The following is a 3747-nucleotide window of genomic DNA, read 5'->3' as shown; positions in this document are numbered from 1 at the left end:
CATTTGCTCGTCGTAGCGGGTCTTGATGTCCTCGAACTTGAGCTTCCCGTAACGGCCGACCGAATCACCCGGCACCTTGTCGTTGACCGGCAGGAAGTTCTCAAAGACCTTCAACGCCGGCCGCGCCAACTCGAAGATCTCGTCGGACTTCTCCACCCCACCGGACTGCCCCTCAACCGGCGCCTGCATACCATCCAAAGTGGACGTATTCCGGTCGATCTCGTCCTGGGTCAGGCCCGCGCTGTAACCGGCCTCCTCCGACTCCGCCTGAGCGTCTGCATACACATCATCAAGCGAGCCCTGGTTGAAATCACCACTGCGCAGCTTGTACTTGTCGTAATACTGCCGCACATCCTCAGGCAGACCGTCCTCGTTGACGTACCCACCGCCATACCCCGGACCACCCAAGCCGGGCCGGCCGACGTAGCCGCTCTCCCTCATGTACGCGGCGAGCAGATGCTCCTTGGTATCCGCATCCACATACGGATCATCCAGCAGCGTCTGGACTTCCTGCCACGACCTGCTCATCGGCTACCCCTAACCTGCTTCGCAATCCCCGATCCGCCGAGCAGGCGAACCACCACACAACCGACCATGCCGTCCCGGTCGACCGCGGTGGCCACCGCCACCCGGCCGCGGACATCCTCACCCTCGGCGAGGGCGAGCAGGGCCGCGAGCTGGAACGGGCCGGTCGCCGCCCCGGTGTCGCCGATCAGCTCACCCGGCACGACCACCCGCCCGACTTCCCGTCCCAACGCCTCGCCCACCGCGTCGCGCTCCATCGCCGTCGTGGCCGGGTCCTGGCCGGACAGCGCCACCCCCCACACCTCGTGCGGCGCGACACCGGCCAGGACCCGGCGCAGACACTCGACCAGCGCGATACGTGGCTCCCCCGCCACCGCCAGCCGAGTGTCCACCGCTACGACCTCCGCGACCGCCGATCGGTTCCCACCGGTCGACGGCTGCAGGAACAGCATGGCGCATCCCTCACCGAGCGGCGACGTGCCGCCGGACCCGCGTTCCAGCAGCGTGCGGGCCCCGCCGTACTCCTCCGCGGCGCCCGCGAACACCCCGCTCGCCCGCCCGGTGCGCAGCAGGCGCCCGGCGTAGCGCAGCACGGCGATGCCGGACAGGCGGCCGGCGGCGATCGTCGTGTTGGGTCCGGTGAGCCCGTGCCAGCTCGCGCACTGCGCGGCGGCGCTGTTCATCAGCGCGAACGGCATCATCGCCGGGTTGACGAAGTAGGGCTTGCGGCGGGTGAGCGAGTCGCCGGTGAACGCGAACTGGGTCTGGGTGCTGCCGCTGGTGGTGCCGAGGACGACGCCGGTGCGCGCGTCGGGCGCGACCGACCCGGGCTCGTCGCGCTGCAGGCGGCGCAGCGTGCTGACGGCCAGCGCCGTGGTCCGGTCCATCGAGCTGGTTCCCTTGCGCCCCAACTGTTCGGTGAGGTCGAAGGCCGGCACGACGTGGGCGGTGTCCGGCTTGGGGAACCAGTCGTCGGAGTGCTCGACGGTGGGCGCGGTGCGCCCGGCACGGACCGCGTCGGCGAACGCGGCGCGGCCGTAGCCGAACGGCGATGTCGCAGACCATGCGGTGATCACCGTCGGCATGCCGCTAGTTCCTGCCGAACAGGACGACGGAGTTGTTGCCCCCGAAGGCGAGCGCGTTGTTCTGCACGATCCGCAGGTCGGCGGGGACCGAGACGTTGGGCACGCAGTCGATGTCGCAGTCGGGGTCGGTTTCGACGTGGTTGATCGTCGGCGGGATGAACCCCTCGTCGATCGCGAGCGAGCAGGCGATCGCCGACAGCGCGCTGGCCGCGCCCATCGTGTGGCCCAGCATGGACTTCACCGACACGGTGCGCGGCGGCGTCGGCCCGAACACGTCCTCGATCGCGCCGCACTCGGTGACGTCGTTGGCCTTGGTCCCGGTGCCGTGCGCGGAGATCAGGTCGACCTCGCCCGGCTCGACCCCCGCGTCCTCGAGCGCGAGCCGCATGCAGCGGCCGACCGAGTCGCGGTCCGGCGCGACCGGGTGGCCGGCGTCGCAGTTGAGCCCGTAGCCGAGGACCTCGGCGTAGATCCGGGCGCCGCGGGCGAGCGCCGCGTCCAGCGGTTCGAGGACCAGCACGCCCGCGCCCTCGCCGGTGAGGATGCCCTGCCGGTTGACGTCGAACGGCCGGCAGGCGCTCGGGTCGACCGCGCCGAGCCGGTAGAAGCCGGTGAACGTCATGCGGCACATGGCATCCGCGCCACCGCACAGCGCCACGTCCACGTCGCCGGTGGCCACGGCGTCGAACCCGTCGCCGATCGCGTAGTTGCCCGCCGCGCAGGCGGTGGCGATCGTCGAGATCTCCACAGTGGACAGTCCGAGCTCGCGCGCGACGCCGACGGACAGCAGCGCGGCCGGCACCCGGCCCGTCTCGGCGGGACTGACCTCGGTGCCGCGCACGACGGCCTCGGCGATCCGCTCGCCGCGGTCCGCGCCGCCGTCGGTGGTGCCGATGGACACCAGCGCGCGGGCGTCGGTGGGGTCGATGCCAGCGTCCCGCACGGCCATCCGCGCGGCGGCCGCGGCGAACTGGCCGGCCCGCGGCAAGCTGTCGGCGGGCACCCGGTCGAGCCACGCGGCCGGCTCGAACCCCACGACCTCGCAGCCGACGTCGTGCGCGAAGCCCTCGGTGTCGAACACGCTGATCGGCCGGGCTCCGCTGCGCCCCTCGCGCAGGCCCGTGGCGAAGTCGGCGGCGCCGACGCCGATGCTCGACACCACGCCGAGCCCGGTGACCGCGACCCGTCGCACCCGGCCCTCGCTCATGTGTCCAGGGCCGCGCTCAGCACGTCGTAGACGCCGTCGAGGTTGACGAGCTTCTCGAACTCGGCGGGGTCCACCTCGACGTCGAACTCGATCTCGAGGTTGGCCAGCAGCTCGATGAGCTTCATCGAGTCGGCGCCGAGGTCGTCGACGAAGTGGTCGGCCGGGCCGACCTCGTGCGCCTCGACCTCGAGCACCCGGCAGACGACGGCCTTGATCTCGTCGGCCCGCTCGGCGACGGCGGCGTTCATCACTGGTTCCGCATCCAGGACGACTGGCTGGAGAAGTCGTCCTCGTCGTCGAGAACCTCGCGGACCGGCCTGCGGACCTGCCGCGCGGCGGGTGTCTCGGGGGCCGGCGGCGTGGGCGGCGCCGGCGGCGCGGTCTCCTCGTCGTCGATGGCGCCGAGGCCGCCGGGCGGCGGGTCGGCCTGCGGCGGCGGCGAGGGCCGGAACGCGAACTCGTCGCGGCGCTCCTCGTCCTCGCCGCCGAAGCCGAGGATGTAGTCCTTGTCCCGCTCGGTCTTCTCGGTGGCCCAGCCGCCGGCGGCCGCGCGGCGGCGGCCGAGCTCGCCCATGTGCTTGGCGACCTGCGCGGCGACGGGTCCCTGCTTCATGAGGCTGTCCAGCGCCTTGTCCTTGGCGGCGCGGGCGTTGCGGGTGCGCAGCGCGCGCCGCTCGGACATCTCCCGGCGGACCTGGTCCATCCGCGCCCGCGCCTTCGCGGCCTTGTCCTGAGCACTCATCGGATCCCCTCCATCGTGCTAGCGCCCCTCGCCGAACGCCCCACGCAGCTGGGCGTCGGCGGCATCGTCGAACAGGTCGCCGGTGGTGCGCCACTGGGCGCCGGTGCTGCGCTCCTGGTCGCCGCCACCGCCGCCGCCACCCGCGCCACCCATCATGGGCATGCCGCCCATGGCGCCGGTCTGCTGGT

General features: G+C 72.2%; 4 protein-coding genes and 1 pseudogene. All 5 read right to left on the bottom strand.

Features of this window, described 5'->3' with window-relative positions; translation table 11 throughout:
* Positions 1–528, bottom strand: a pseudogene (locus VGD70_RS14500) (hypothetical protein); the annotation flags it as partial.
* Positions 525–1610 carry a beta-ketoacyl synthase N-terminal-like domain-containing protein gene (locus VGD70_RS14495; RefSeq protein WP_331081965.1) on the bottom strand — a complete coding sequence of 362 codons (1086 nt, stop codon included), beginning with the start codon at positions 1608–1610 and terminating at the stop codon, positions 525–527. The pseudogene VGD70_RS14500 and the gene VGD70_RS14495, both read right to left, overlap by 4 nt.
* Positions 1611–1614: 4 nt before the next feature.
* A complete protein-coding gene (locus VGD70_RS14490) occupies positions 1615–2817 on the bottom strand; it encodes a beta-ketoacyl-[acyl-carrier-protein] synthase family protein (RefSeq protein ID WP_331081964.1) in 1203 nt (400 codons plus the stop codon).
* Positions 2814–3065 (bottom strand): acyl carrier protein, encoded by a 252-nt coding sequence (locus VGD70_RS14485; protein ID WP_331081963.1) that lies wholly within the window; start codon positions 3063–3065, stop codon positions 2814–2816. Before VGD70_RS14485 ends, VGD70_RS14490 begins: the two co-directional genes overlap by 4 nt.
* Entirely contained in the window at positions 3065–3559 is a 495-nt protein-coding gene (locus VGD70_RS14480; RefSeq protein WP_331081962.1) for a hypothetical protein, read from the bottom strand. The genes VGD70_RS14485 and VGD70_RS14480 overlap by 1 nt, the downstream gene beginning before the upstream one ends.
* Between the last annotated feature and the right edge of the window lie 188 nt (positions 3560–3747).

Source organism: Actinophytocola sp. (assembly GCF_036402745.1).
Lineage (GTDB): Bacteria > Actinomycetota > Actinomycetes > Mycobacteriales > Pseudonocardiaceae > Actinophytocola.
The sequence above is the reverse complement of the archived record's forward strand: the minus strand, read 5'-3'. Positions and strand labels throughout refer to the sequence as shown.